Source organism: Shewanella sp. (assembly GCF_047975355.1).
Taxonomy (GTDB): Bacteria; Pseudomonadota; Gammaproteobacteria; order Enterobacterales; family Shewanellaceae; genus Shewanella.
The window spans coordinates 1-25,901 of sequence record NZ_JBKEDJ010000003.1 but is presented as its reverse complement, the minus strand read 5'-3'; the positions used below and the strand labels follow the sequence as shown (position 1 = coordinate 25,901).

20 protein-coding genes and 3 pseudogenes are annotated in these 25,901 nt (G+C 47.3%); 11 read left to right on the top strand and 12 right to left on the bottom strand.

Annotated elements, in window-relative coordinates; genetic code table 11:
• The 5 genes and pseudogenes from ACK5NH_RS01215 to ACK5NH_RS01195 all read left to right on the top strand — a co-directional run.
• Positions 1 to 839 (top strand): annotated as a pseudogene (locus tag ACK5NH_RS01215) (putative PEP-binding protein); the annotation flags it as partial.
• Between the two features lie 99 nt (positions 840 to 938).
• Positions 939 to 3,980 (top strand): annotated as a pseudogene (locus ACK5NH_RS01210) (FAD-binding and (Fe-S)-binding domain-containing protein).
• 94 nt (positions 3,981 to 4,074) lie between these two features.
• Positions 4,075 to 4,566 carry a DUF1285 domain-containing protein gene (locus ACK5NH_RS01205; protein WP_416917458.1) on the top strand — a complete coding sequence of 164 codons (492 nt, stop codon included), beginning with the start codon at positions 4,075 to 4,077 and terminating at the stop codon, positions 4,564 to 4,566.
• A 138-nt stretch (positions 4,567 to 4,704) separates the two neighbouring features.
• Complete coding sequence (locus tag ACK5NH_RS01200) at positions 4,705 to 5,136, top strand: MarR family winged helix-turn-helix transcriptional regulator (protein ID WP_416917457.1); 432 nt, start codon at positions 4,705 to 4,707, stop codon at positions 5,134 to 5,136.
• Between the two features lie 287 nt (positions 5,137 to 5,423).
• On the top strand, positions 5,424 to 9,203 hold the full coding sequence (locus ACK5NH_RS01195; protein WP_416917456.1) for a S8 family serine peptidase: 3,780 nt from the start codon (positions 5,424 to 5,426) through the stop codon (positions 9,201 to 9,203).
• A gap of 77 nt (positions 9,204 to 9,280) precedes the next feature.
• Here ACK5NH_RS01195 and ACK5NH_RS01190 read toward each other — a convergent pair whose 3' ends face one another.
• The gene (locus ACK5NH_RS01190) at positions 9,281 to 9,628 is read right to left on the bottom strand and encodes a hypothetical protein (protein WP_416917455.1); all 348 of its coding nucleotides are present in this window, start codon (positions 9,626 to 9,628) and stop codon (positions 9,281 to 9,283) included.
• A gap of 193 nt (positions 9,629 to 9,821) precedes the next feature.
• Positions 9,822 to 10,856 (bottom strand): Glu/Leu/Phe/Val dehydrogenase dimerization domain-containing protein, encoded by a 1,035-nt coding sequence (locus ACK5NH_RS01185; RefSeq protein WP_416917454.1) that lies wholly within the window; start codon positions 10,854 to 10,856, stop codon positions 9,822 to 9,824.
• A 279-nt stretch (positions 10,857 to 11,135) separates the two neighbouring features.
• Here ACK5NH_RS01185 and ACK5NH_RS01180 point away from each other — a divergent pair, with 279 nt between their 5' ends.
• Positions 11,136 to 11,594 carry a DUF4826 family protein gene (locus ACK5NH_RS01180; RefSeq protein ID WP_416917453.1) on the top strand — a complete coding sequence of 153 codons (459 nt, stop codon included), beginning with the start codon at positions 11,136 to 11,138 and terminating at the stop codon, positions 11,592 to 11,594.
• Between the two features lie 106 nt (positions 11,595 to 11,700).
• On the opposite strand, the gene ACK5NH_RS01175 is transcribed toward ACK5NH_RS01180, so the two are convergent.
• From ACK5NH_RS01175 to ACK5NH_RS01150, 6 genes are all read right to left on the bottom strand, one after another.
• On the bottom strand, positions 11,701 to 12,840 hold the full coding sequence (locus ACK5NH_RS01175; RefSeq protein WP_416917452.1) for a JmjC domain-containing protein: 1,140 nt from the start codon (positions 12,838 to 12,840) through the stop codon (positions 11,701 to 11,703).
• A gap of 126 nt (positions 12,841 to 12,966) precedes the next feature.
• Positions 12,967 to 14,337 carry an adenylosuccinate lyase gene (purB, locus tag ACK5NH_RS01170; RefSeq protein ID WP_416917451.1) on the bottom strand — a complete coding sequence of 457 codons (1,371 nt, stop codon included), beginning with the start codon at positions 14,335 to 14,337 and terminating at the stop codon, positions 12,967 to 12,969.
• Positions 14,338 to 14,366: 29 nt separating this feature from the next.
• Entirely contained in the window at positions 14,367 to 14,984 is a 618-nt protein-coding gene (gene hflD, locus ACK5NH_RS01165; RefSeq protein WP_416917450.1) for a high frequency lysogenization protein HflD, read from the bottom strand.
• 3 nt (positions 14,985 to 14,987) lie between these two features.
• Entirely contained in the window at positions 14,988 to 16,106 is a 1,119-nt protein-coding gene (gene mnmA, locus ACK5NH_RS01160; RefSeq protein ID WP_416917449.1) for a tRNA 2-thiouridine(34) synthase MnmA, read from the bottom strand.
• 220 nt (positions 16,107 to 16,326) lie between these two features.
• Positions 16,327 to 16,818, bottom strand: coding sequence for an NUDIX hydrolase (locus ACK5NH_RS01155; RefSeq protein WP_416917448.1), 492 nt, complete (start codon positions 16,816 to 16,818; stop codon positions 16,327 to 16,329).
• 70 nt (positions 16,819 to 16,888) lie between these two features.
• Positions 16,889 to 17,674: an rRNA large subunit pseudouridine synthase E gene (locus tag ACK5NH_RS01150; protein WP_416917447.1), complete on the bottom strand. Its 786-nt coding sequence runs from the start codon at positions 17,672 to 17,674 to the stop codon at positions 16,889 to 16,891.
• Between the two features lie 340 nt (positions 17,675 to 18,014).
• Between ACK5NH_RS01150 and ACK5NH_RS01145 the strand changes: the two genes are divergently transcribed.
• Positions 18,015 to 20,240, top strand: a complete 2,226-nt coding sequence (locus ACK5NH_RS01145; RefSeq protein ID WP_416917446.1) for an NADP-dependent isocitrate dehydrogenase — start codon at positions 18,015 to 18,017, stop codon at positions 20,238 to 20,240.
• 148 nt (positions 20,241 to 20,388) lie between these two features.
• On the opposite strand, the gene cspD is transcribed toward ACK5NH_RS01145, so the two are convergent.
• Positions 20,389 to 20,595 carry a cold shock domain-containing protein CspD gene (gene cspD / locus ACK5NH_RS01140; protein ID WP_011072576.1) on the bottom strand — a complete coding sequence of 69 codons (207 nt, stop codon included), beginning with the start codon at positions 20,593 to 20,595 and terminating at the stop codon, positions 20,389 to 20,391.
• 193 nt (positions 20,596 to 20,788) lie between these two features.
• Between cspD and clpS the strand changes: the two genes are divergently transcribed.
• Positions 20,789 to 21,097: an ATP-dependent Clp protease adapter ClpS gene (gene clpS / locus ACK5NH_RS01135; RefSeq protein WP_011622425.1), complete on the top strand. Its 309-nt coding sequence runs from the start codon at positions 20,789 to 20,791 to the stop codon at positions 21,095 to 21,097.
• Positions 21,098 to 21,139: 42 nt separating this feature from the next.
• Entirely contained in the window at positions 21,140 to 23,428 is a 2,289-nt protein-coding gene (gene clpA, locus ACK5NH_RS01130; RefSeq protein ID WP_416917445.1) for an ATP-dependent Clp protease ATP-binding subunit ClpA, read from the top strand.
• Between the two features lie 84 nt (positions 23,429 to 23,512).
• On the opposite strand, the gene infA is transcribed toward clpA, so the two are convergent.
• The 3 genes from infA to aat all read right to left on the bottom strand — a co-directional run bounded on the left by infA (position 23,513) and on the right by aat (position 25,230).
• A complete protein-coding gene (gene infA / locus ACK5NH_RS01125) occupies positions 23,513 to 23,731 on the bottom strand; it encodes a translation initiation factor IF-1 (RefSeq protein WP_006081934.1) in 219 nt (72 codons plus the stop codon).
• An 82-nt stretch (positions 23,732 to 23,813) separates the two neighbouring features.
• Entirely contained in the window at positions 23,814 to 24,530 is a 717-nt protein-coding gene (locus ACK5NH_RS01120; RefSeq protein ID WP_416917444.1) for an arginyltransferase, read from the bottom strand.
• The gene (gene aat / locus ACK5NH_RS01115; protein WP_416917443.1) at positions 24,520 to 25,230 is read right to left on the bottom strand and encodes a leucyl/phenylalanyl-tRNA--protein transferase; all 711 of its coding nucleotides are present in this window, start codon (positions 25,228 to 25,230) and stop codon (positions 24,520 to 24,522) included. The genes ACK5NH_RS01120 and aat overlap by 11 nt, the downstream gene beginning before the upstream one ends.
• Positions 25,231 to 25,284: 54 nt before the next feature.
• Between aat and ACK5NH_RS01110 the strand changes: the two genes are divergently transcribed.
• Positions 25,285 to 25,755: a glycine zipper 2TM domain-containing protein gene (locus ACK5NH_RS01110; protein WP_416917442.1), complete on the top strand. Its 471-nt coding sequence runs from the start codon at positions 25,285 to 25,287 to the stop codon at positions 25,753 to 25,755.
• Positions 25,756 to 25,815: 60 nt separating this feature from the next.
• A pseudogene (locus ACK5NH_RS01105) lies at positions 25,816 to 25,901 on the top strand (Nif3-like dinuclear metal center protein); the annotation flags it as partial.

The window sequence follows — 25,901 nt, the reverse complement described above, 5'->3', positions numbered from 1 at the left end:
TAATCATCAACCGCATGATCGGTATTCACCCGAAAGCGCTGCTTGAATTCAACAAACAAGACGCTGCGCTGCAGGAAGAAATCAACGAGATGATCGATGGTTACGACTCTCCAGTTGAGTTCTACATTTCTCGTTTAGTCGAAGGTATCGCCTCAATCTGATCAGCTTTCTATCCGAAGAAAGTTATCTTGCGTATGTCAGACTTCAAGTCTAACGAATACGCGAACTTAGTAGGTGGTGACCGTTACGAGCCAGAGGAAGAAAACCCAATGTTGGGCTTCCGTGGTGCAAGCCGTTATATCTCTGAATCATTCCGCGATTGTTTCGCGTTAGAATGTGAAGCGATTAAGCGTGTGCGTAACGAAATGGGTCTGAAAAACGTTGAAGTGATGATCCCATTCGTCCGTACCGTGAAAGAAGCTGAGCAAGTGATTGGACTGCTGAAAGAGCAGGGCTTAGAGCGTGGTAAAGATGGTCTGCGTGTCATCATGATGTGTGAAGTACCGTCAAACGCGCTGTTAGCGGATCAATTCCTTGAGCACTTTGATGGTTTCTCTATCGGTTCAAACGACTTAACTCAGCTATCACTCGGTCTTGACCGCGACTCTGGCATCATCAGTCACCTGTTCGATGAGCGTAACGAAGCCGTTAAGATCCTGCTGTCTATGGCCATTAAAGCGGCTAAGGCGAAGGGCGCTTACATCGGTATCTGTGGTCAAGGACCTTCAGATCACGCCGATTTCGCGGCTTGGTTAGTTGAGCAAGGCATCGATACTGTATCGTTAAACCCTGATACAGTGATTGATACTTGGTTATATTTAGCCGAAGCGCACGCTTGATCTAGATTGTAATTTTATAAAGGTGTTAAAAAAGCCGCTTTTTAGCGGCTTTTTTTTGTTTATAATGGGCCGCATAACAATAATTGACTGAAGCCGCTCATGTTACCTCTGTTATCACACCAACAAACTTTAGAACCAGTCTATCTGGCCTACCTTGATGCGCTAGCGCAAAGTGCCTACGCCGGTGATATCGATAAGCGCTACAGTGCGCGCTTGGTGCAAGCCACGGATAACTCCGTGTATCAATTTTTACCTCAGGCTGTGCTTTATCCTAAGCATCAAAAGGATATCCAGATTGCCTTAGCGCTTGCCGCGAAAGCGGAATTTGTGGGTGTGACTTTTAGTGCCAGAGGCGGCGGTACGGGCACCAATGGCCAATCGCTGACGCACGGCTTGATCCTCGATGTATCTCGCTACATGAATCGCGTATTGGAAGTTAACCCCGAGCAGGGTTGGGTTCGCGTCGAGGCGGGTGTCGTCAAAGATGCGCTAAACGATGCGCTGCGTCCCCACGGTTATTTTTTCAGTCCCGATCTATCAACCTCAAACCGTGCCACCATCGGCGGCATGATTAATACCGATGCCTCGGGCGCGGGATCCTTAGTTTACGGTAAAACCTCAGATCATGTGCTAGCACTACGCAGTGTATTGATTGATGGCAGCGTGTTCGACACGCGTCCCCTCGACGCGGGTCTGTTATGTAACCCCGATAACGTGAGCGATAATCCGTTCGGGCAAAAACTGATTTCGGCGATTGCCGAAGTGTGCCGCGAGAAGCGTGCACTGATCGAACAACAATTCCCTAAGCTCAATCGTTTTTTAACCGGATATGACTTAAAGAATGTTTGGAATGACGGCTTAACCCAATTTGACTTATCGCGCATTTTGACCGGGTCAGAGGGCACACTGGCAGTTATCACCGAAGCTAAACTCAATATTACTCCTTTGCCAACTGAGCGGGCGATGGTGAACATTAAGTACGACTCCTTCCAGTCTGCGCTGCGCCATGCGCCATCCTTAGTGGCGGCGCGTGCCACTGTGGTCGAAACCGTGGACTCAAAAGTGCTTAACCTTGCCCGTGAGGACATTGTTTGGCATTCGGTTTCTGACCTTATTCAAGAAGTGCCGGGTAAAGTGATCGATGGCCTCAATATGGTCGAGTTTGCTGGCGATACAGTTGAGGTGAGCGAAAAGCTTGCGGCACTCGAAGCCGTGCTGACCGAGCAAATCAGCCGTGGTGAGTGTGGTGTGGTTGGTTATCAAGTCACTCAAGATAAGGCCAGCATTGAGAAAATCTACGGCATGCGTAAAAAAGCCGTTGGATTGCTTGGTGCTACCAAGGGACGTCGTAAACCCATTGCTTTTGCTGAAGATACGGCAGTGCCGCCCGAAATGCTCGCCGATTATATTATGGAGTTTCGCGCACTACTCGATAGTCACAATTTGCAATACGGCATGTTTGGTCATGTGGATGCGGGCGTGTTACACGTTAGGCCTGCGCTGGATATGTGCGATGTCGAAGATGAAAAACTGCTGAGAGTGATTTCTGATCAAGTCGCTGCGTTGACACTCAAATATGGTGGCCTGATGTGGGGCGAGCACGGTAAGGGCGTGCGCGGCGAATATGGTCCATCGGTGTTTGGGGATGAGCTTTATGGCGTGCTGCAAGATATTAAAGGTCTATTTGACCCTGATAATCGGCTCAACCCAGGCAAATTAGTGGCGCCAAAGCAAGCGGGGGGCCTGTGTTTTGATGTGGACAGTACCAAGCGCGGCAAGTTTGATAGGCAAATTCCCGTTGAAGTGCGCGATGCCTATCCCGATGTGATGAACTGTAACGGTAATGGCCTGTGCTTTAACTACAGCAGTTTCTCACCTATGTGTCCGTCATTTAAAGTGACGGGGGACAGAGTTCAATCACCTAAAGGTCGCGCGGGCTTGATGCGTGAGTGGCTGCGTTTGCTCGAATCCGAAGGCGTCGATGTCAATGCGCTAGCCAGAGCCAAACCCTTAGGCATTTTGCAGCGCATGCAAAATACCATCAACGCCAAACGGGATTACGACTATTCCCATGAAGTGATGGAATCGCTGAAGGGATGTTTAGCCTGTAAGGCCTGCTCGAGCCAATGTCCGGTGAAAGTGGATGTGCCTAAGTTTAGGGCGCAGTTCTTTAATATTTACTACCAGCGTTATCTGCGTCCCGCTAAGGATTATCTGGTTGCGGGTATCGAAGACAGCTTACCACTGATGGCCGCTGCGCCAAGACTCACCAATTTTGCCTCGCAGAATCCGCTCAGCCAATGGGTGATCAAAAAGGCTCTTGGCTAGGTGGATGCGCCGGCGCTGTCGGTGCCAACCTTAAAACAACGACTCGATGGTCATGCGAGTCGAGGTTATGATTTGGCGGCATTGCAGGCAATACCGGCCGACGAACGTTCGAAATTTGTGTTAGTCGTGCAAGATCCATTCAACAGCTTCTATGATGCAGGACTGGTATATCGCTTTATTCAACTGATTGAAACCTTAGGATTAAAGCCCGTTTTATTGCCCTTTAAACCCAACGGTAAACCGACGCATATCAAAGGCTTCTTAGATAAATTTGCCCAAACGGCGCAGTCGAGCGCGGATTTCTTAAACCAAGTGCATAAGTTAGGTATGCCTATGGTGGGTATCGATCCCGCCTTAGTGCTCTGCTATCGCGATGAATATAAAGAAATCTTAGGAGCAAATCGCGGCGCGTTTGAGGTCAAGCTGGCTAACGAATGGCTCCTTGGCATACTGCAGAATATTCCCGCGAAAGCCATGCAAGATAAACAATTTACCTGGTTTAGCCATTGTACTGAGTCAACGGCCAAGCCGAATACTGCTAATGAGTGGAGCAAAATCTTCACTCACTTTGGCGCTAAATTGACGGCGGTGAATTTGGGCTGTTGTGGCATGGCAGGCACCTACGGCCACGAGGCTGAGAATCTGGAGCGCTCTAAGACCTTGTTTGATATGTCGTGGAAAGACACCTTAAACAAGATAGACGCGTCACAGGTGTTAGTCTCGGGCTACTCTTGTCGCAGCCAAGTGAAGCGTTTTGCAGGGTACAAACCTAAACATCCGCTGGAAGCTTTACTCGAACTCGCGAAGGCTTAAGCGGCACGCAAACTTGTGTTAAGCATTGGATAATCCGTGAGCTCATGCCACACTAAACCAGTCGTCAGACTGGTTTTTACTTTTAGGGGACGCTATGGAAAAGCACACAGAGAATGTCATCGAGACGCTACAGGAATTCATCAATAAGCCAACACAAGATGAGACCTTAGCACTGCAAACAAAGCTGTGTAGCCAAACAGCGTCATTTTGTATTCAACTCAGTGGTGACTGGTTATATCAAGGCAGCCCATTACCGACGAAGTTTGCCAAGTTGTTTGCCAGCATTTTGCATTGTATTGATGGCGGGTATTTTCTAATCACCCCAGTCGAGAAGGTGCGCCTCGAGGTGGAGGATGCGCCGCTGGTGATTGTCGATTTTTTTAAGGATGAGACTGCAACAGGTTTGATACTGAGAACCAGTATCGGGACTGAGCACCATATTGCCGACTACAATCGACTAAAACTGACTGACTTTGGGATTTATTTGCCCCTAGAGCGCGGTCTATGGGGAAAATTAAGTCGCGCCTGCTACTACAATTTTGTGAATGAATTCAATTTATCCGACGTAGAGGGACTCGGCGCTTAACGATTTTGATTGCAATAACTTGGGGAGGCTGACTAGTTTATTACAGGTTAAGTGATAGTATTAAAACTGACCTTGGCCAATCCTGCTAGGGTTTAGGTCTGGGTCGATGGGTCTAAATGTTGTTTTCGGAGGTGCTGTTTGAACCGTTATGAAAGCTTAGGCTATCTTGTTTCCCACTTGAATATTGAGCTGCAAAATGAGCTCGATTTACAGTTGAAACGCTATCAGCTCGACATTAAGTTGTGGCCGGTGTTGTTTGCGCTTTGGCAGGAGGAGGGGATCACTCAGACCGAGCTGTCTAAGCGTTGCGATGTGGCGAACTATACCATGACTCGTCTGCTCGATCAGTTGCAGGTACAGGGACTGATCACCCGCCATCAAGAGCTCGACAACCGCCGTGCTTTCCAGATTTTTCTCACCGATGAGGCCAAGGCGTTAGAGCAGGATCTGATCCGCGAGGCCGAGCGCGTCAATGAAAAATACCTATCTAACCTCAGCGAAGATGAGCGCCAGCAGTTTATGCGTTTGCTCAATAAGATAAACCGTTTACCTTCAGTGACTGAGTTGTAACATTTCCCACTCGATAACGCTGTTCAATAATATTCCACGCGTCATCTTAATACTTTAATTTCCATAGCAATGGTTGCTGCTCGGAGTATTGGTTTTCTACCAATACTTTCCTGTCGTTCATCCCCGTTTTTATCCTAATGCTACAAATTGCTACCTGAGCAGTGTTGCAGAAATGTTTCATATGAAGCCATCTTGTTGCGCTGGAAGTTTGTATTCCGACATAAAACCATTGCTAGGATTTGTTTGTTGATTGAGCAATTAGAAGAACATATTTTAGGGAATATTAAATGAAACAACTTTTTAAGCGTAGCCGTATCGCTGCGACCTGCCTGATGGCGATGGGGCTAACAGCTAACCATGCCTTGGCCGAAGATGACTCAGCATTAGTCGATGCTAAGTCCAGTGCCGTTCAATTTACGTTAATCACTGGTGAAGTCGTTACTGCTGTGGTACGTACTGACGGTACTTTAGGTGGTATCCGTTTACTGAGTGAGGACGGCTCTGAAGTCGTGACCAGTGTGTTCCAAAATCTAAATGGGCAATACATTATCACTCCTAAGGCACAAAAATTGGTCGATACTCAAGCGGTCGATCTAGAACTGTTTAACATCACCAAGCTGCATGCATCAGGCTATGATGATGCTTCAACTGATAAATTACCCGTTATCATCGAATACCAAGATGGCACACTCGCAGGTTCTGCAGTACCTAACGCCATTGAGGGTGCGACGTTAACCGATGAAATTGAGCTGATTGACAGTGCTTCATTTGGTATTAGTAAAGCTAAAGCTGCCCAAGTTTGGGAAACCTTAAGCAACGATGTATCCGTTAAATCTGTATGGTTAGACGCTGTTGTACATGCCCATAAAGATACCAATGGCGTGAATGCGTTAGCTAATTTAAGTGCAACAGTGCCATTAACTGGTGCTTACGGAAATATCGCTAACAAATACAATGGTAACGGTGTCATTGTTGCGGTTCTCGATACTGGCTACGATGTAGAGCACCGCGATCTTGAAGGCCAAGTCTTAGTTAGTAAAGATTTCAGTTTTTCAAGCAACGGTGTCGATGACCTCAACAGTCACGGTACCCATACGGCTTCGACTATTGCTGGTACAGGTATTGAGTCAAATGGTTTCTATGCGGGTATGGCACCTGGCGCTAAACTGCTTGTCGGTAAAGTGTTAAATAACTCGGGTTCAGGTTCAACAACAGGCATCCTTAACGGCATGATTTGGGCTGTTAACCAAGGTGCCGATGTCGTAAGTATGTCACTTGGTGGCAGTGGTACAAGCTGTACTGGTCCACTAGTGGATATGGTTGAAGCGCTGAGTGATAAAGCGTTATTCGTGGTTTCTGCAGGTAACAGTTTTACCCGTGAATCAGTCGGTATCCCAGGTTGTGCGCCTAGTGCGTTAACAGTGGGCGCAGTTGATCGCGATAACAACACTGCATCTTTCTCTTCACGCGGTCCATCTCCTGATGGTCATTCTGCTAAGCCTGACATTGCTTCTCAAGGTGTCGATGTGGTGGCTGCGGCATCAGGCGGTAATGGCGCGACTGCCTATCGTTCTATGTCTGGTACCTCAATGTCTGCTCCCCATGTCTCAGGTGGTGCTGCGATTGTCATGGAAGCAAGACCTGAACTGACTCCTCGCCAAGTTAAAGAAGTGCTGACCTCTTCGGTGTTACCGAACGATTCACACGTGCTTGAGCAGGGTGCAGGTCCTATGGATGTTAACCGCGCTGTGACTCAAACCGTTATCGCTCCGCCCAATATGGAGTTAGGACATTTTGCCTATGACCAAGATATCGGCGTAACTGAAACGAGAGTGACCTTAACTAACTTATCCGATAAGGATGTTAGCTTAAAACTGAGAATGAGCCTGATTGGCGAAGATGGTAAGACGCAAATGCCAGCGACCTTAGCGGGTCTTGGGGTTAAGACAATTGTCTTGCCTGCCAACGGTACTGCAGATGTACCCGTGTGGATTGATTCAAGTGTTGCCCTGCGTAGTGGTGCCTATGGCGCTATTACGGGTCGTATCGAAGGAACGTCAACGGGTAAATCTGATGTGCGTGTGACTGTACCAGTATCATTCTGGATTGAGGCGCCACAGGTTAATCTCAGCCTGAATGTGACTGATATGCGGGGTCAACCTGCTAGCTCACCTTCTAAAGTCTATCTGATGAATGAAGAAGACGATTGGGGAAAAGCTGTGAGCCTAGTCAATGGTCAAGCGAACGTGAAAGTGCCTGAAGGTAACTACTCAATCGTAGCTAACGTCATGACCTATGATAATGATTCTACAGCGCAGGGTTTAGTGGAATCGGCTGCTCAGATGGCAGTGCTAAACCGTAAGGTTAGCCAAGACACTCATATCGACTTTGATGCACGTAGCGCTAAAAAATTAGAGTTTAAGGCGAGCAAGCCTCTGGCTCCACAGGGTTATTCCTTCGGCTTTACTTACTCTCTGGACGATAACAAACTGGCTAAATTAGCGGCGATGGATTTTGCACCTGACTATGTGAAAGAAATGTACACTTGGTCTCAGGGACATGACGATCGCTTCCGCTCTTTCATCACCACTCGTGCCTTTGCGCCTGAAGCGGTGCTGACGATGCAAAATGGCCAACAACTGGATTATATCAAACAAGGCTTAGCATTATCTTTCAACGGTGAAGGCAGTGCTGAAGTGGTCCCAGTAGGTGATGCTGGTTATGCCACGGATTGGACACAATTTGATCTGACAGGTCGAATTGCCCTGATAGGTCACCCGAACTATTTAACCTCTTATATGGTTGCCAACGCGATGAAATATGGCGCCATCGGGGTGATTTTCTACCGTCCTGGTCAACAGGGTCGTTATAAGGGCACCATTTCTGGCACGCCACGTATTCCTGCAGTTGGCATTAGCTCTGAGCAAGGTGAAGAGTTATTAGCGCAAATTCAAGCGGGTAATAATGTTGTTCGCTGGTCAGGTATTGCGGCAGAACGAACACCTTATGCCTATTCAATCAATCACATTACCGACGGTCATATCGAAGGTGGTCAGATTGTATTGCAAGAGCTGAAGATGAATAAAATTAGAGCTTCTTATCATTCACAAAATGATGAACGCCCAGTATTTGTTGACGTGATGGGGATGACCAACAGCACGGGTGAATTCTATTCAACGGGTAGTACACAAATGGTGATGACCCCCGTCGTTCGTGATGAATATTACACGGCAACCACTAAAAATATGTGGACTAACATCGTTATGCCTGGCACCACAATTGGCTCCGAAGGGGCATTCTTTGATGGCCCACGTATGATGACTGAAGGTCAAGAGCAGACCTCTTGGTTAAAAGGTCCTAAGGGTGGTACACAATTGACTAACGGTGGTGTGATTGCTTACCGCGATACTAATACCGTTGGCTTTAGTATCGTGCGTTTTGGTGATGCGGGTGGTCACGATGGTACTACAGGTAGCAACTGGCAGTCGCTATATGGTCTGCGAGTTAATGGTGTCAATTCTTTCTTAGACAATGGCAAGGTGACGCTACCGGATAGCAACGCTGAAATTCAGTTAGAAGTCCGTACCTATGCTCGTGGTGTAGGCAGTCGTTCACCAGTTAATGATAACTTAGGGTCATTTTACCAAGGTATCTATAACTTCAGCACTGATTCAAGCAAACAAGGCACTCAAGCTGTACTGACGCCTAAGCTCGATATTCCCGTCGCCATCGATAACACGTTAGTCGCTGGCCAACCAGCAGTGGTCAAATTATCAGCTGTGATGGATGGCTTAGGTAAAGTTGACTTAGCCGATGTCAGCTTGGAATACGGTTATGGCCAAGAGTGCTCGTTAGCGGCAATTTCAGTGCCCATCTACTGTCCTGTGAGCTCGAAATTTGATGAAGGTTCATGGAAAACAGCAGATGTGAAGTTGGTCGATGGTGAGTGGGTTGCAACCATTCCAAACAATACTGCTGCGGGTAACTTCGTACATTTACGCGTACAGATGAGTGATGGTAACAGCACGGCTAAACAGACTATGATGCGGGTTTATTTGTTGAAATAAGCAATAAAATTTGCTTGAACTGTACCGCTATTGTTTAGGCAATAGCGGTTTTTTATGACTGAATGTCTAGCATCGGCTTAGAAAGGGAAGAGTACGGCGAGGAGCGCTAAGCTTGAACCAAGTAATAATCCCTGTTGCAGCATTTTTTGACCTTGAATCAGGCTATTTTTACCTTGTTTTAGGCTGGTAATGAGTTGATTATGTTTGTAAATTCGGCAAGTAAGCTCGTCTGTTTGTGGGTCAATAAACAGCTTGAAGCTGCAATCTTCCCCATCCTTTAACTGAATCTTATGCACACTGTTAGGGCCAAAATTGAGCTTGCGCGACACCATCTGTCCATTCACAAACACGCGTTCAATCCCAAACCAATCACTGGCCTGTAGCTCGACCGAGTCTTGATTTAACTCGTACTTAAAACTGACCATATGTAATCCCTTCACTGACAGATGAGTGATTAATTCAAGCAGAGGCACATAGGCTTTTCCACTACAGAAAAGTGAATTTTACGTGGCGATTGGGTATCTGATTGGTATTGAGAGGAATTTATTTTTAGAGCAGCAAGCAGAGTGAGGAAGGTTAGAGGAGGCGGACAACAGACCATTGCCCGCCTAAGTGCGATTAGGCTTTTGCCGCTTGGTAAATGGCACGGGCCATTTCATCAGCAACAGCGCCAGTAGTGCGGTTTTCTGCATCGGCCTTTGTGAAAATTTTCAGTAGCGTATTGTAGATTTCTCTGACCTTAGCTTCTGATTTGGCCGCGTCATAGTCTTTTTCGAATGACACGTTGATAATGCCGCCAGCGTTAATCACATAGTCTGGTGCATACAGAATGCCCATTTCTTTTAACTGCTCGCCATGGCGAACTTCGGCTAATTGGTTGTTTGCGCAACCAGCAACAATCTTAGCTTTAAGCTGTGGCAGGGTAACATCGTTTAAGGTGGCACCTAATGCACATGGCGCATAGACATCGACGTCTTGGGCATAGATATCCTGCGGGGCAACAACGATGGCGCCAAAGTCGGTAGCAACTTTGTCGAGTGAAGCTTGGTGAATATCGGTCACTATCAGCTCTGCACCTTCTTCATGCAGATGTTTACACAGGTAATAACCCACATGGCCCACACCTTGTACGGCGATCTTAAGGCCTTTTAAGCTGTCTAAACCGAGTTTGTGTTTAACGGCAGCTTTGATACCTAAATAGGTTCCTAGTGCTGTAAATGGCGATGGGTCACCACTTTTGCCTTCAAGACCCGCCATGTATGGGGTTTCTTGATGGGCGATCATGATGTCTGCGGTTGTGGTACCTACGTCTTCAGCAGAATAGTAACGTCCACCCAGGCTATTGATAAAACGGCCAAAGGCACGGAAGAGAGCTTCGCGGTCAGGGCGCTTAGGATCGGCAATAATCACAGACTTTCCACCGCCCATAGTTAGGCCGGCGAGGGCGTTTTTATAAGTCATACCACGGGAGAGGCGTAATACGTCTGTCAGGGCTTCATCATCGGATTGGTAGTTCCACATCCGGCAACCACCCACGGCAGGGCCGAGATTGGTGTTATGGATGGCGACGATGGCTTTTAAGCCACTTTCTTTATCATGACAGAATACGACCTGTTCATGTTCATCAAAGGATACATGATTAAATACAGCCACGTGAAGTTCTCCGCTATACACAATAAAACGTCGATGAAGGGCGCTTCATCGACAGCTCGTTATATTTATTGCAGAACCATAGCATTTAGCGATACTCTCAACCATGCATAATGACCGAATAAATAGATTATTTGTGGCAATCTAGCTTTCCACTTTACGTAAACGTAAGGTTTTTGGTGTGAAACCAGTTTCAACTGGTGATATCCTCAGACATTAGAATGATTCGCGTGCTGTCCCAAGAATGAGAGCCGCGTAATAACAATAAGATAGGACGGAAGTATGACTGAACAAGCTGTCGACCAGGCTCAACCAACAATCTCTCCTGAAGAAATGGAGAAACTGCGCCAAGAGTGGGTCAGAACACAATTCCAAAAAGCGAACCGTTTTCTAGCCGAAAAAGGGGTGATCCCAAGTAAAGTGCTAGCCGATGAGAGTCGTTATCTGGCGCCTTATTTAGCGATTTGGAAAATGGAATCTAAGCGTCCTTCAACCAAAACCTATTGGGTGATGTCTGGCGATTTACCGTCGGATTTCGTCGACGTTAAAGTGGCGAAAACGGCGCGCGATGCGATTCGTCATTTCTCTATGATGTGGCAGATGCAGGCTGAGAATCTGATCCGTTCAGGCGCGGTGCAACGCGATGCAACCCAAGCTAAATTTGCTCAGTTACTCGTGTCTCGTGCCGAGAGCTTGTATCGGATGCACAACGATGAGAAGCTTTGGAATACCAATGCTTAATGTCGAATTAGTGTAAAAATTAAAGGCACTCAGTTGAGTGCCTTTATTGTTTTTGGCGATTTAAGGGGTTAATTGTCCACTAACTCACGCAAAATTGAGTTAAAAATTAAGCCTCATCGTCACTTAAATAATATAAGCCTTGATTGATAAGCTGGAGCAGCAGTTCTTGCACTTCGGCATATTTGCATAGCACTATGGCACTATCGCTATCAAAGCTAACATGGTCGCTTAATTGGATTAACACGGCTTCGGGTGTATTTGGCAACTCGTAGATTTCGCCATTGATGAATAAGCGTGATTGAGTGTCGTTTTCTAAACGCAGCACTTTTAAGCCACCGATGCGATAAACGCCAGCGCCTTGTTCGAAGGCATCCTGTAGCTCTTCAATGCTATAGGCTTCTTCACCTTCGCAAATATCTAATTCAAAGCGGTTTTGACTCAGCAGTTTACCCAGTACAACTTGGTAGCTTGTCGGATCTTGGGCGAGCTGAGTTAACAGTGACATGATCCCTAACTGATGATCTTGGCTTATCACGCCAGGATTGGCAGGCTCTGTCGCAGAGGTGAAGCGCTGCTGGCCTAAGTTATTGTCGAGCAAGTAATCGGCAACTTCACTGGCGAGTTCCTGCTGGCTCGGTGCACGGTAACCAATTGAATAGCTTAATGCCAAAGTTAAGGTCTCACCGCAGTGTGGGTAGCCTGGTGGAATATACAGCACGTCGCCTTTTTCTAATACCACGTCGATAATGGGCTCGAAGTCTTCCACCAGTGGCGAGTTCGGGTTACCGCCACGGCGTTGCTGCGGCGTATTAGCCCCCACAGTCCAACGACGCTCGCCTTCACCTTGGATGATAAACACATCGTAGTTATCGACGTGTGGACCGACACCGCCACTTGGGGTCGCGAAGGACACCATCAAATCATCGAATCGCCAGTCGGGCAGAAAACGAAACGCTTCCACTAATGGCTGAGAGTCCGGATACCAATGGTTTACGGCTTGCACCAGTAATTGCCAGTGGGTTTCGCCGTAATTGTCGTAATCCTCGAAAGGACCTTGGATTACTTCCCAGTTGTCTTTTTGAGTGATCACGATGCGCGAGGTGATTTCTTCTTCACAGGCAAGGCCTGCAAGCTCATCGGCGCTGATCGGATCTTCAAAGTCAGGAAAAGCACCCTTGATGACTACAGGTTTTTGTTGCCAGTGTTCCTTGAGGAACTGGGCGATATCGAGATTGAGTGTATACATAGTGTCAAAAAAGGCGACTACATCGAATGTAACCGCCTTAATCCTTATTTATGGCTGATAAACAATATCAGCTCGCGAATCTTTGCTATTGATGCTTTGCTAGCAAACTCCGCTGAGCTAAAAATATTAGTTAAGCTCGTCGACGAAGGCTTCAGCACGGCCAATATAGTTGGCTGGCGTCATCTTCTTCAGCTCTGCTTTCACTTCTTCAGGCAGGGCTAAACCGTCGATGAATACTGCTAATTGCTGGGCATCGATACGCTTACCGCGAGTCAGTTCTTTTAACTTCTCGTATGGTTTTTCAATACCATAGCGACGCATAACGGTTTGTACTGGCTCGGCTAGGACTTCCCAGTTTTGGTCGAGTTCGGCACGTAAATGCTCTTCGTTCACTTGTAACTTGCTGATGCCTTTTAAGGTGGCTTGGTAGGCGATCAGCGAGTGGGCAATACCCACACCTAAGTTACGCAGTACGGTTGAGTCGGTCAGGTCACGTTGCCATCTTGATACTGGCAACTTAGACGCTAAGTGTTGCATCAGTGCGTTAGCAATCCCAAGGTTACCCTCAGAGTTTTCAAAGTCGATTGGGTTGACTTTGTGTGGCATGGTGGATGAACCAATTTCACCGGCAACGGTACGTTGCTTGAAGTGACCAAGGGCAATGTAACCCCAAACGTCACGGTCGAAGTCAATCAGGATAGTGTTGAAACGCGCGATGGCATCAAACAGCTCAGCGATATAATCGTGTGGCTCGATTTGTGTGGTGTAAGCGTTCCAGTGCAGGCCTAAGCTGGTGACAAAACGTTCAGACAGTGCATGCCAGTTCACTTCTGGGTAAGCAGATAAGTGGGCGTTGTAGTTACCCACGGCGCCGTTAATTTTACCCATGACTTCAACAGCTGCGATCTGCTTGATTTGACGCTCTAAACGCACAGCAACGTTCGCCATTTCTTTACCTAAAGTCGAAGGCGAGGCGGGTTGACCGTGGGTGCGTGACATTAATGGCACTGAGCGGTATTCAACGGCCAGTTTTTTGATGGCGCTGAGCAGTTCATTGCAATATGGCAGAACCACTTGCTCGCGGGCTTCGGTCAACATTAAGCCGTGGCTTAGGTTGTTGATGTCTTCTGAGGTACAGGCGAAGTGAACAAATTCACCCACAGCGGCGAGTTCGGCGTTGTCTGCGATTTTTTCTTTGATGAAGTATTCAACCGCTTTTACGTCGTGGTTGGTGGTGCTTTCAATGGCTTTCACGCGTAGCGCATCTTGCTCGCTGAAATTGTCTTTAATTGCATCTAACACCGCGATCGCTGAGTCGCTCAACGGCGGCACTTCGGTGATTTCTGGGCAATCGGCGAGTAATTTTAACCAGTTGATTTCAACTTGAACACGGTACTTAGTAAGACCGAACTCGCTGAAAATCCCTCGCAATGACGCTGTTTTACTACCGTAACGGCCGTCTACCGGAGAGATAGCAGTTAGTGCGGAAAGATCCATGTGAAGCTCCTTGATAAAAACTTATTTTATTATAGGGTAAGACTTTTCTTGGCTGTGTCTATGATGGCTTTACGGGCGAAGACTAAGTGTCGACGTTTACCGCCCAATTGTCGCCATAACACGGCGCTGCGCATGGCTGCGAGCAGCAGGGCGCGAATTTTGTGTTGTACTATTGGACGTTGCAGGCACAGTGGATTGCCTGAGATCTGAATCTTAGGTCCAAGATTACTGATAATGTCGCTATAAATACTGGCCAGATTGGCAATGACTTGCTCGTCGGTGATCGCAAAATGATGTAGCTGACGATTCACTTGATTGATGCGCTCGGCAAGCATAGCTAACCCGCTGTTCGAACGGGTTAATTTACGTTCAAGCGCCAAAATGCCGACCAGATAGCGGGTGATTTCCACATCTTTTTGGCTGCTGTCGCCCAGTTGGTTTAACACCAACTGATAACCTTTGTGCAGCGCGGCCTTGTCTTGATAGACGTCAGCGGCGCTTTCAGGGTCGGTCACTAAAATAGTGTTTAAACTGGCCGCCAGCTCATCCGTGTCACTCTCACCATGACGTGCTAAATGCTGAACTTGCGCAATGGCCTGCAGTATTCCTGCAAAGGCCATAGTGCGATTATGGAGCTGCTCGTTCACGGCTTATCCTCGGATCAGTTGATCGATAATCCCGCCACCTAGGCACACTTCGCCATCGTAGAATACCGCTGATTGGCCTGGGGTCACGGCGGCAACAGGCTCGTCAAACACCACCTTGAGGGTATTATCATCAAGATAGGTGAGGGTGCAGGGGATATCTTGCTGACGGTAACGGGTTTTCACCACAATCTGGCTGCCTTCGGTGGGACCTTTGCGGTCGACCCAATGCAATTGATTGACGAGCATGCCGTTGGACATCAAACGCGGGTGATGCCCACCTTGGCCAACCACCAAGACATTACGTTTTAGATCTTTATCGACCACGTACCAAGGATCGTCATTGCTGTTTTTCATGCCGCCAATGCCTAGACCTTTACGTTGGCCTAAGGTGTGGTACATCAAGCCTTGGTGCTTGCCAATGACTTCGCCTTCGGCGGTTTCGATATTGCCAGGTTGCGCCGGTAAGTAATTACCTAAGAACTCAGTGAATTTACGTTCACCGATAAAGCAAATGCCCGTGCTGTCCTTCTTATCATGGGTAATTAAGCCCATTTTTTTAGCAATTTCACGCACTTCGTGCTTTTCAAGTTCACCGACGGGAAACAGGCTACGTGCCACTTGTTCATGGCTTAGGGTATACAGGAAGTAGCTCTGATCCTTGTTGTTATCGACTCCGCGCAGCATTTGCGTGGTGCCATCGGCATTATCGCGGCGGCGCACATAGTGACCCATGGCGATATAATCGGCATCGAGGATATCGTCGGCAAAGTCTAAGAAGGCTTTAAATTTGATTTCTTTGTTGCACATGATATCGGGGTTAGGGGTACGACCCGCCTTGTATTCGGCGAGGAAGTACTCGAACACATTGTCCCAATATTCGGCGGCAAAGTTGACCGTGTGCAGTTTGATCCCAAGCTTGTCGCAAACGGCTTGAGCATCCTTTAAATCTTCGGCGGCCGCGCAATACTCGTCGTTGTCATCTTCTTCCCAGTTCTTCATGAAAAGGCCTTCAACCTGATAGCCTTGCTGCATAAGCAAATAGGCTGAAACAGATGAATCAACACCGCCGGACATGCCGACAATGACTTTTTTTCCTGTATGAGTGGGTTCGATTGATGTCATAGATCCTAAAAACCATTGAGTATATGTATTGGTTAGCCGCGAGAATGATTCACCTTGGTGGCCACTCTCACGTTAAAATCTGCGTATTCGCTTAGACTGTGTTTGATGGCAGACAAGCGGGCGATTCATAGAGCGAGTGTTTGCTAAAACAGCGCTTAAATGCCGTGTTGAATCGCGAATTTACGCGGGGGCGTATTCTATCACGCCTTGTCGCTTGGGGCTATCTTTGACATCCCGTTAGACGCTGACTATTGAGTAATTCGAGGGAGTAGGTTTGCCCCTGTTGCTGCTGATGGCGGTAATCCTCAAGGCAATCGAGCACCAATGGGCTACGAAGCTGCTCCGTTTTGGCCTCGATTTGCTCAAAGCTCAGCCAATGGGCGGCATCAATATCCGCATCCTGTGGCTGAGGGGGGAGCTGTGCATCGACTTGTACGAAAAAGGTAAAGCGCACAAAAGCGAGGGCTTCACTGGCACTAAACTGATAAATCCCCACTAAACCTTGGGGCTCAAGAGTAAGCCCCGTTTCTTCGAGCACTTCACGTTTACAGGCCTGGATCAGACTCTCATTCGCTTCTAAATGTCCGGCCGGTTGGTTAAAACGCTGCTCACCGTCGATCCATTCTTCCACTAACAGATACTTATCTTCGGTAGGAGCGTGGATAATACAGGCCACAGTCACATTGGGTTTGTATCTGAGTTTTTCTGCCATGCTAATCACCTTTTTATCTGTTGGTTGGGCACAGTGACATCCTGTTTAGTGGTCTCGCGGTGTTACATCACTAAGCCATTTGGATGCATTTATGCTCACCTGTAGCTAAATCATCTAGACTCCATTGACCTATTTTATAACGAATGAGTCTTAAGGTCGGAAAACCAATATGGGCCGTCATCCGCCGAACTTGGCGATTGCGTCCTTCGTGGATTTGAATTTCCAGCCAAGTCGTAGGGATGTTTTTTCGCTCACGGATCGGCGGATTACGCGGCCAAACATTCGGCGTCGCCATGATGCTGACCTTAGCGGGGAGTGTCATACCATCTTTTAATTCAACCCCTTGGCGCAGTTTTGCTAAATCTGCTTCAGTGGGTTCTCCCTCGACTTGAACCCAATAGGTTTTAAAGGTTTTCTTTTTCGGCTCAGTGAGTTTGGCCTGAAGTTGACCATCGTTGGTGAGGAGTAACAAGCCTTCACTGTCACGATCCAATCGCCCTGCGGCGTACACTCCCGGAATAGGGATGTAATCCTTTAAGGTTTTGCGGCCTTGCTCATCGGTAAATTGGCATAGGACATCGAACGGCTTATTAAATAAGACGATCATCGGCTCGCCTTGGGGTTTTGTGCGTGCAGCCGTTGAGCGCTGCTGCGGGCGAGGCTTGGCACCGCTGCGCTCAGCATTGTTTCGCTTGGTGTTTGCACCTTGCTGTAAACTTGGCTTGGCATTCTTGGCGAAGGTATAGGGTTTCTTGGTGCTATTGCGGTTATCCGCGGGATTGGCGTGCCCTGTAGCGGGGCGTTTCCCGTTGGCGCTTGGGCTGGATGCGGTTGTTGGCGTGCTGTTTTTGTTCATGCTGTGGCTAATAGTCGCTGTAAGCTGACGACCGAACTTAAAAGTTTGAGGACGTGTATCAATAATCTGTACACAGTGTACTTGGCATTCGCCGTTAGTGGAATTTGAATATTGCGGCGAATGCTCTATGATGTCGGCCTGAAAATGTGATCTACGCCTAAATGTTTAATGAGTCGATTTACCCACGTTGGCGAACGCAAAGAGGATGTTGCCGCGGTTTTTGAGGTAGCAGAGGCGCTCACGATTGCCTCGATAGAGAATTCCGCCGTGCCAATGTTTGTTCGTCATGATATAAAATTATTATAAAAATATTAAATTTTACAATAATGTAGGATGTAACATGAAAGATAACTCACCAACAATTATTTATACCGAAACCGATGAAGCGCCAGCTCTGGCAACGCTTTCTCTGTTACCTATCATCAAAACCTTTACCGATGCGGCGGGTGTTGCGGTTGAAACCCGTGATATTTCTTTATCGGGCCGTGTGATTGCCAATTTCCCTGAAAAACTGACTGATGCGCAAAAGATTGGTGACCACTTAGCTGAGCTGGGTGAATTAGCTAACCAACCTGAAGCTAATATCATCAAACTGCCAAACATCAGTGCGTCAATCCCGCAGTTAAAAGCTTGTATTTTAGAGCTGCAACAGAAAGGTTACGACATTCCAAATTATCCTGACGAGCCAAAGACTGACGAAGAAAAGTCAATCAAAGCCCGTTACGACAAGATCAAAGGCAGTGCGGTAAACCCAGTTCTGCGTGAAGGTAACTCAGATCGCCGCGCGCCACTGTCAGTGAAAAACTTCGCCAAGAAAAACCCACACTCTATGGGCAAATGGAGCAAAGAGTCGCAATCACACGTTGCTCATATGAGCGAAGGTGATTTTTACGGTAGCGAGCAGTCCGTGACTTTGGCTAACGCAGACACGGTTAACATCGTTCTGGCACAAAAAGACGGTCAAGAAGTGGTATTGAAATCTGGCCTGAAACAGCAAGCCGGTGAAATCATCGATGCTTCTGTGATGAGCAAAAAAGCCTTAGTCAGCTTCTTTGAGCGTGAAATCGCCAATGCCAAGGCCGAAAACGTGCTGTTATCACTGCACCTTAAAGCCACCATGATGAAAGTGTCCGATCCCATCATGTTCGGCCATGCAGTGAAAGTGTTCTTCAAACCCGTGTTTGATAAGCATGCGTCATTATTTGCTGAACTAGGTGTTGATGTGAACAACGGCTTTGGCGATGTATACGCGAAAATCGCCAGCTTACCAGCCGATGTACGTGCACAAATCGAAGCGGATATCGCCGCCGTTTACGCTGAGCGCCCTGCGCTGGCGATGGTCGATTCTGACAAAGGCATCACCAACTTACACGTACCAAGCGACATTATTATCGATGCTTCTATGCCTGCTGCCATTCGTTCATCGGGCCAAATGTGGGGTCCTGATGGCAAGTTGCACGACACTAAAGCTCTGATCCCAGACCGTTGCTACGCGGGTGTGTATCAAGAAACTATCGCTTTCTGTAAAGAACACGGAGCCTTCGATCCTAGCACTATGGGCAGTGTGCCAAACGTCGGTCTGATGGCTCAAAAAGCCGAAGAATACGGTAGCCACGATAAAACCTTCGAAATCCCAGCAGATGGCGTAGTTAACGTGATTGATGCCAGTGGCAAAGTGTTAATGAGCCACAACGTCGAAGCGGGCGATATTTGGAGAATGTGCCAAGTTAAAGACGCACCAATTCGCGACTGGGTGAAATTGGCCGTACGCCGTGCACGCTTAAGCAATACCCCTGCGGTATTCTGGTTAGATGCGAATCGTGCACACGATGCGCAGCTGATTGCTAAAGTGAAGCAATATCTGCCTGAGCATGATACCAACGGTCTAGAAATCAGCATCATGTCACCAGAAGAAGCGACTCGTTTCTCATTAGTGCGCATTAAAGAAGGTAAAGATACTATTTCTGTTACTGGTAACGTACTGCGTGACTACCTGACTGACTTGTTCCCAATCCTCGAACTGGGTACCAGTGCTAAGATGCTGTCTATCGTGCCATTAATGAATGGTGGCGGCCTGTTCGAAACGGGTGCGGGTGGTAGTGCGCCTAAACACGTACAACAGGTTGAAAAAGAAGGTCACTTACGTTGGGACTCTCTGGGGGAATTCCTGGCTTTAGCGGCTTCTTTAGAGCATTTAAGCCAAACTGTGGGTAATCCTAAGGCACAAGTACTGGCGGATACTTTAGATCAAGCCATCGGTCAGTTCTTAGATAGCAACAAGTCGCCATCAAGACGCGTTGGTGAGTTGGATAACCGTGGTAGCCATTTCTATCTGGCGATGTACTGGGCACAAGCGTTAGCCGCTCAAAGCAAAGACGAGCAGTTACAAGCTCACTTTATCCCATTAGCGCACGCGTTAAGCGCAAATGAGCAAGTGATTGTTGCTGAGCTAAACAATGCGCAAGGTGCGCCAGTGGATTTAGGCGGTTACTATCGTTTAGACGCGGAAAAAGCTGAAAAAGCCATGCGCCCAAGCGAGACACTGAACAAGCTATTAATTGCTTAACGATTTATCATTAACTTAGCATTAATACTGAAAAGGCCTACACAGCAGGCCTTTTTTATCACACTCAATCTTTGAGAAAAGTTGTCAATTGCCCAATAAAAAGGCAGGGATAAATCCCTGCCTTTTAGATCATTGGCCTCACCAAACGTTATTTTGTTGGTGAAATGGCTGAAGCGTGCATTCCCTTTGGACCCTGTTCTACTTCGAATTGAACTGGTTGGCCTGCTTTTAGAGTTCTATAGCCTTCCATTTCAATGGTAGAATAGTGTGCAAAAACGTCCTCGCCACCTTGATCAGGGCAAATAAACCCGAATCCTTTGGCGTTGTTGAACCATTTAACAGTTCCGCTTGCCATACTTCCACTTCCTTCTGTTGTCTACTTACCAGTAAGATAGTAAAACCTGTATAGACGGGATTGTTTCACCGCCTGAGCTACAGAATGTAAGGAGTAAAAGCGGAAGTCAAGCTAAAATTAACAAAGAGGTAACAATTGATTAATTTGAAGATAGCAATTGGAAGAGGACAACACGAGAGGCTAGTATTAAAAAATGGGTAAGACAGGAAACATAGAACACGTTGAAGAGCGTGTGGAATCTGAGTTAATGCCACCTTCGATGTATAAGGTGATCCTCAATAATGACGATTACACTCCAATGGATTTTGTGATCGAAGTGCTGCAAATCTTCTTTCGCAAGAATGAGCAGGAAGCCACCGATATCATGTTGACTATTCATCACCAAGGAAAGGGTATCTGCGGGATTTTCCCATACGGAATTGCAGAAACTAAGGTGATACAAGTAAATCAATTTGCAAGACAAAACCAACATCCGTTACTGTGTTCGTTAGAGAAGGCTTAATAGCGCTTACTCTGTTGTCAGTTGTTAATTTTGGGGGTGCTTATGCTGAACAAAGATCTGGAAGTCACCTTAAATCTGGCGTTTCAGCAAGCCAGAGAGGCACGTCACGAGTATATGACGGTTGAACATCTGTTATTGGCTCTGATCGACAACCCTGCGGCTCAAGAAGCGCTAATCGCCTGTGGAGCGAATTTAGATAAACTCAGAGATGAAGTAGCAAGCTTTATCCAACAAACCACCCCAATCATTGCGGACATGGATGATGATAAAGAAACCCAGCCGACGCTCGGGTTTCAGCGGGTGCTACAACGCGCCGTTTTCCATGTGCAGTCTTCGGGCCGCAATGAAGTCACTGGTGCCAATGTGCTGGTGGCGATTTTTAGCGAGCAGGAATCCCAAGCGGTTTATCTGTTGCGTCGCAGCGACATTAGCCGCTTAGATGTGGTGAACTATATTTCCCATGGTTTTTCAAAAAATGAGGATAGTGACGCCCATCAAGATCATGAACGCATCGAAGATCAAAGCGAAGCAGGCGAAGAGCGCAGTATGCTGTCGCAGTTTGCGAGTAATCTAAACCAGCTTGCAAAACAAGGGATTATTGACCCACTCATCGGCCGCGATCAAGAAATTGAACGGGCAATTCAAACCCTGTGCCGTCGCCGTAAAAATAATCCGCTCTTAGTGGGTGAAGCTGGCGTGGGTAAAACTGCGATTGCCGAAGGCTTAGCCTATCGAATCGTCAATAATCAAGTGCCAGAGGTGATGGCGCAGGCGACTGTGTACTCCCTCGACTTAGGCTCCTTGCTCGCAGGCACCAAATACCGTGGCGATTTTGAAAAACGCTTCAAGAGTCTGCTTAAGGAACTCAGCGCCGATAAACACGCCATTTTATTTATCGATGAAATTCATACCATTATTGGTGCAGGCGCTGCATCGGGTGGGGTGATGGATGCCTCTAACCTGCTAAAGCCATTATTATCGAGCGGTAATTTGCGTTGCATGGGCTCAACCACGTTCCAAGAATATCAAAGCATTTTTGAGAAGGACCGTGCACTGGCGCGCCGTTTCCAAAAGGTCGATATTAATGAACCTTCAGTGGCTGAAACCACTAAAATTCTGATGGGTTTAAAGTCTAAATACGAAGAATATCACGGTGTGCGTTACACCCAAGCGGCGATTAACAGCGCGGCAGAGCTGTCGGCAAAACACATTAATGACCGGCATTTACCCGATAAAGCCATCGATGTGATCGATGAGGCGGGTGCGCGCATGGCTATGTTGCCACAGAGCAAACGTAAGAAAACCATCGGTCAGGCCGAGATTGAAACCATAGTGGCTAAGATTGCTCGGATCCCAGAAAAGTCGGTCTCTGCCACCGACAAAGACTTACTGCGTAATCTTGAGCGCAATCTCAAGATGGTGGTCTTTGGTCAAGACAAGGCGATTGAATCCTTAAGCTCGGCGATTCGATTATCGCGCAGTGGGTTAGGTACAGATAAAAAACCTGTTGGTAGCTTTTTGTTTGCAGGCCCAACTGGGGTCGGTAAGACAGAAGTGACCAATCAGTTAGCTAGTTGCCTAGGAATGAAGCTGGTGCGCTTTGATATGTCTGAGTACATGGAAAGCCATACGGTTTCTCGTTTGATTGGTGCTCCTCCTGGATACGTAGGATACGACCAAGGTGGTTTACTCACTGATGCTGTAATTAAAAATCCCCATTGCGTGGTGTTGCTCGATGAAATCGAAAAGGCTCACCCCGATGTCTATAACTTGTTGCTGCAAGTCATGGATCACGGCACCTTGACGGATAACAATGGCCGTAAAGCTGACTTTAGACATGTCACCTTAGTGATGACGACAAACGCAGGGGTTCAGGAAACGATCCGTAAGTCTATTGGCTTTACTCAGCAGGATCATACCCAAGATGCCTTGTCAGAAATCAATCGGGTATTCTCGCCAGAGTTTCGCAACCGCTTAGATTCCATCATTTGGTTCAACCATTTAGACATGACCATCATTGCCAAAGTAGTCGATAAATTCTTGGTGGAACTACAGGCGCAACTTGATGCGAAACATGTGGTGCTTGAAGTCAGTGATGAGGCCAGAACCTTACTCGCTGAGAAAGGTTATGATAAGAGTATGGGCGCGCGGCCAATGGCCCGCGTGGTGACTGAGCTTATTAAACGTCCATTAGCGGATGCGATTCTATTCGGCGAATTGGAACATGGCGGTATTGCCCATGTTGACGCCAAAGAAGGTGAAATCGTTATCCACACCGAACGCCATGAGAAGAGTACTAGCAAGGCTTCATCGCTAGCGGAAACCCAATAAAAATGGCTGCACTTGCAGCCAATTTTCTGATCTTACGCCAACAAAAAAACCCGGCCTCGCCGGGTTTTTCAACTAAAGGGAATATTAGCGTGCGCGGAAGACAATACGACCTTTGGTCAGATCATAAGGAGTCAACTGAACGGTAACTTTGTCACCAGTCAGGATGCGGATGTAGTTTTTGCGCATTTTGCCAGAAATGTGGGCTATCACCACATGACCATTTTCAAGCTCTACGCGGAACATTGTGTTTGGCAAGGTTTCAAGGATAGTGCCTTGCATTTCAATGTTGTCTTCTTTCGCCATTAATTAGTTATCCCATTAGCCTTCGAATATAAAAAACGGGCGTATCATGCCGCAAATTCACCTTGCTGTAAAGGGGAAGTGCCTAGCAAACTTGGGAATACTCCCAGCCTTGGGGGGTTAAAATCTGGTAAGGGCGGTATAAGCGCTTGTAGGACATTTTTCGATTTGCATCAATTTGATATCCGAGATAAAGAAATTCTTTATCCTGTAATTTTGCTAAGCGGCACTGGAGTAAAATGAGCAGTGAACCAAGGGAGCGACGTTCTTCATCGGGGTCAAAATAACTGTAAATAGCCGACAAACTATTGGGGAGCGTATCTGTCACGGCCACCGCTAAAAGTCGATTACCATCATAGACTTCGATAAAGGTTGGGGGTAGCCAATGGCAAAATAAGAATTGCTCATACTGCGACTTACTCGGGGGGAACATGGGGCCATCGAAGTGGCGCTCACGGATGTATTTTTCATACAGGGCATACTGAGCCTCGGTATGTTCAGAGGTAATACGCCAAGTTAAATCGCGGTTATGGGCTAAGGTGCGTTTTTGCCGTTTAGAAGGCATAAACTCATTAATCGGTAACCGAATCGGCTGACAGGCACTGCAACGAGGACAGCGCGGTTTATAGATGGCGCTGCCACTGCGGCGAAAACCTATGGCTAATAGGCGATCAAATAAAATCGGGTCGAGTGTTTCCTCTTGGATCACCAACAGTTGTTCCTGCTGTCCATCCAGATAACTGCAGGGAAAGATTTGGCTGATCCCAATGGTGATGGGCGTGTTACTCGCGTTAGAGTTCAAGTGTGACCTCACTCGGTATCCAAGCCGCAGGGTTGACTGGCTTATCCCTAAACTGAGTTAAGAGCTGAATAAACTCAGCGCGCTTCACCGGTTTGGCCCCTAAGCTCTCAAGGTGGGGATTCATCACCTGGGCGTCAATCAATTTAAAATTCATTTTGATAAGATGCTGTTGCAACACTGCCATGGCCGCCTTTGACGCGTTGGTTTCGCGGTGGAACATGGATTCCCCACAAAAGACTTGGCCGATGGGAATGCCATAAAGTCCGCCAATTAAACGCTCGCCGTGCCAGACTTCGACGGAATGGGCATGGCCATTATGGTGCAACTCGCGATAAGCCATTTGAATTTCATGGGTTATCCAAGTGCCGGCTTGTTTACGCCGAGGTTGAGCACAACCCGCCATTACATCGGTAAAGGCATGGTTAATGGTGAAACGCCAGGGCTGTTTTTTTAAATATTTCCGTAAACTGGTGCTGATATTAACTTGACCTGGAATAAAAATGGCGCGGGGATCCGGTGACCACCATAAAATGGGATCGTCGGCGTTAAACCAAGGAAAAATGCCGTGATAATAGGCGGTCAATAAACGTTCAGGGCGAAGGTCACCGCCTATCGCCAATAAACCGTTTGGATCGGTTAGGGCGAGTTCGGGCGAAGGAAAAGCTTCAAATTCGTGATTCAGAAAAGACAGTGAGTTCACAATTGCGTATGATTCAGTAATAGACCCTTATATTAAGTTAGCGGAAATTCGGATATGTGGAAACCTACACTAGTGAGCTTTATGTTTATTTGTGCTTTAGTGATTTCTCCCGTGCAAGCAGGCTACGATCGTAATCAGGCGGTGCCGGTCGAAAAAGTCCTCTATGGCGATATCAACTCGGTACGTAATATCACCGAAACTCAATTGATTGAAGACAGAAACCAAGGTTGGAAAACCTTTGGTGGCGCCTTAGCGGGCGGGGTGATTGGTCATCAATTTGGTGGCGGCTCAGGCCAAGATATCGCAACGGTATTGGGGGCGTTGATTGGCGCAGGTGTTGGCAATCGTTATGGCAGTGGTACCACAGTACAATCACTTAAGCTAGTGGAGCTGATGATCACTCAGGAAGATGGCCCGCAAGTCATGGTGATCCAAGATTATGATCCCGGCATGGTGTTCAATGCGGGAGATAGGGTACGTGTGGTGTACCTGCAAGGTGGGGTTCGCGTTGATTTAGCCATGTGATAAAGTGCGAACTTAAGCGTAACTGCCTATAATCAATGAAAAAATGTAAACGGTGATAGAATGACACGGACAGAACTAACCCAATATTTAGCCGATTTCTTACGCGTATCGGCCTTTAAAGATTACGCCCCGAATGGGTTACAGGT

Excerpts from the sequence above, each read along its gene's own strand:
- ACK5NH_RS01175 (WP_416917452.1), bottom strand. The coding sequence starts at position 12,840 with ATGTATACACTCAATCTCGATATCGCCCAGTTCCTCAAGGAACACTGG.
- ACK5NH_RS01205 (WP_416917458.1), top strand. The coding sequence starts at position 4,075 with ATGGAAAAGCACACAGAGAATGTCATCGAGACGCTACAGGAATTCATC.
- ACK5NH_RS01145 (WP_416917446.1), top strand. The coding sequence starts at position 18,015 with ATGAAAGATAACTCACCAACAATTATTTATACCGAAACCGATGAAGCG.
- ACK5NH_RS01190 (WP_416917455.1), bottom strand. The coding sequence starts at position 9,628 with ATGGTCAGTTTTAAGTACGAGTTAAATCAAGACTCGGTCGAGCTACAG.
- clpA (WP_416917445.1), top strand. The coding sequence starts at position 21,140 with ATGCTGAACAAAGATCTGGAAGTCACCTTAAATCTGGCGTTTCAGCAA.
- clpS (WP_011622425.1), top strand. The coding sequence starts at position 20,789 with ATGGGTAAGACAGGAAACATAGAACACGTTGAAGAGCGTGTGGAATCT.
- purB (WP_416917451.1), bottom strand. The coding sequence starts at position 14,337 with ATGGATCTTTCCGCACTAACTGCTATCTCTCCGGTAGACGGCCGTTAC.
- ACK5NH_RS01155 (WP_416917448.1), bottom strand. The coding sequence starts at position 16,818 with ATGGCAGAAAAACTCAGATACAAACCCAATGTGACTGTGGCCTGTATT.
- infA (WP_006081934.1), bottom strand. The coding sequence starts at position 23,731 with ATGGCGAAAGAAGACAACATTGAAATGCAAGGCACTATCCTTGAAACC.
- cspD (WP_011072576.1), bottom strand. The coding sequence starts at position 20,595 with ATGGCAAGCGGAACTGTTAAATGGTTCAACAACGCCAAAGGATTCGGG.
- ACK5NH_RS01195 (WP_416917456.1), top strand. The coding sequence starts at position 5,424 with ATGAAACAACTTTTTAAGCGTAGCCGTATCGCTGCGACCTGCCTGATG.
- ACK5NH_RS01150 (WP_416917447.1), bottom strand. The coding sequence starts at position 17,674 with ATGAACAAAAACAGCACGCCAACAACCGCATCCAGCCCAAGCGCCAAC.
- ACK5NH_RS01110 (WP_416917442.1), top strand. The coding sequence starts at position 25,285 with ATGTGGAAACCTACACTAGTGAGCTTTATGTTTATTTGTGCTTTAGTG.
- ACK5NH_RS01180 (WP_416917453.1), top strand. The coding sequence starts at position 11,136 with ATGACTGAACAAGCTGTCGACCAGGCTCAACCAACAATCTCTCCTGAA.
- mnmA (WP_416917449.1), bottom strand. The coding sequence starts at position 16,106 with ATGACATCAATCGAACCCACTCATACAGGAAAAAAAGTCATTGTCGGC.